This is a genomic window from Microcoleus sp. C2D2, from assembly GCF_036702495.1.
Classification (GTDB): Bacteria; Cyanobacteriota; Cyanobacteriia; order Cyanobacteriales; family Microcoleaceae; genus Microcoleus.
This window is the reverse complement of record NZ_JAUBTO010000165.1, coordinates 1-2,256: the sequence shown is the minus strand read 5'-3', so window position 1 is coordinate 2,256 and position 2,256 is coordinate 1. Positions and strand designations below refer to the sequence as shown.

Sequence of the window (2,256 nt, the reverse complement as noted above, 5' to 3'; positions counted from 1 at the left end):
GTCCGTTGGAGTTACAACCGGAGTGGGAGTGGGAGTTACAACTGGAGGGAAAATGACACTCAGAGTGGGAGTGGGAGTGACACTTGGAGTGGGAGTGACACTCGGAGTGGGAGTGACACTCGGAGTGGGAGTGACACTTGGAGTGGGAGTGGGAGTGACACTCGGAGTGGGAGTTGGAGTTACGACCGGAGTGGGAGTTACAACCGGAGTGGGAGTGGGAGTTACACTTGGAGTGGGAGTTGGCGTTGGCGTCGGGTCGGCTGCGTCATCAGTCGAAAACACAATATTACCAACACTACTAGAACGCGGAAACGACTGCGATGCAATGCTAGATTGTCCCGTTGTAATTGCACCCGCCGTACCGTTGCTAGCAGCATCTCCGACTACAAACGGTTGAATCGGCGTCCCTCCATCTCCCCCTGCGTGGACAATTGTAATTTTGCCACCACCGACGCCGCCTGCTGTAGAAATGCTAGCAAATCCCGTCGGTGAAAGTGGGGTTGAAAAAGTACCCGTAGCGCGGAAAAAATTGCCTGTTATTGCTGTCACCTCGCCACCGATGCCGCCTGTACCGCCTTGGGCATTGATAAACTCTACTTGAATATCGCCGATCGGATCTAAGAACACATTGCCGGCATTTCCCACTATAGCGCTAGAGTTAATTTGTCCGGCCGTAATTGAAGTTATCGCCTTAACAGTTATGTTACCGCCCGTGTTTCCCGATGTATTCAAATTGCCTGCTGTGAAATTGTTACCGCTTGTAAATTGAATTTCTCCGCCATTAGCAGTAATATTTTTAACACTTATATCGCCCTTGGCAGTAATATCGACTTTGCCGGCAGTGACATCTCCCGATAAATTGACTTTTTCCGTGTTTAGTGCTGTGAATTGTTGCGCGTTAATTGTCGAGTTTCCTGTCACATTGCCAGCATTGGCGATCGCCAGATTTCCTAACTGTCTGGTGGCGCCGACGGGTGCGCTGAAAGTGATGCTGCCGCTACCTGCATCTAGATTTAGGCTGCGGACCGCATCAATACTGTCGATCGCACCGACAAACGCAATATTTCCCCCGGCCGTACTCAATATCGCATCTTTCGTCAACCCGAGAACACCGTTAATATTGATATTGCCCTGATTAGTAGTAACATTGCCCCCCAACTTCGTGCTCGCCGCAGCAATATTAAAACCTGAATTGCTCGCAATATTACCGTTATTGAATTGGGCCTGCGTTGCGGTAACATTCAAAACAGAAAGTGGTGCTGTTTCTCCGATATTTCCTTGCACCAGCACATTGCCTGTAGCTGCATCTAAGTTTAACAAATGATTCCCGTCGATCGCACCAATTATCTTAATATCTCCGCCACCGGTACTGAGATTAATATTGTTTCCGAGTTGGACATTGCCGTTGAGAGCGATCGGATTTTTATTGGTATTGATGCCATAATTCAAATTAATTGTGTCAGCGTTGAGAGCAATGCTGCTGTTGTCATTTCCGGTAAGAGTTCCATCAACTGCGATCCGACCAGTTCCCGTTTGGATATTTACTGGATCTAAAAATGTGAGATTAGAGGAAATACTAACATTTGCACTGCTATCCGAGCGCCCGATATCGATAGAGCTAAATCCATTTTGAACCAAATTAATTTCCGATGCCGTCAAATCTAAAGCGCTAGTATTGTTATCAGTTCCGCCAACAGCTATATTTTGTCCTGCTGTTGCCGGTTGCAGCGTTAATGCGCCAGTACCAGAAACATTCCCCGAAAAATCAATTTCACCTGCCGTTAAATTCAGCGGATTACTACCTGCTGCTAAACTCGAACCGAAAGCAATAGTTGCAGATCCCAGTGTAAAATTTACAGGAGCTTTTAATGTCACCGGGCCGCTAAAACTAATGTTATCATTAGTTGTGGTGATATTTCCGCTAACCGCAACAGTTCCCCCGCCATTTTGAATAAATGCACCGGATAAGTTCAGGTTGTTTTCAATATTTAGATTAACCTTATTGGTAATTGTGAGCGTGCCGCCATTGGTTGTTGTTACAGTTCCTTTGAGATTAACATTATCAGCAGCAATACCGAGATTCCCTAGTACGTCTACAGTATTATTGAAAGTAATGTCGCTGCCGGAGAGAAGGGGATTATTGGCAATTGTAACTGCATCTGGGTAGGTTTGACTGCCGGTTGTAGTGACATTTCCCTTCACTTGAGTTGTGCCACCAGCATCTGTCGTCAAACTCGCGGCATTGACTGTTTGATT

Annotated in this window: 1 protein-coding gene; it reads right to left on the bottom strand. The window is 46.7% G+C overall.

Going from position 1 to position 2,256, the window contains the following annotated elements:
- On the bottom strand, window positions 1-2,256 hold a 2,256-nt coding region (locus QUB61_RS32785), incomplete at both ends, for a beta strand repeat-containing protein (RefSeq protein WP_445301004.1).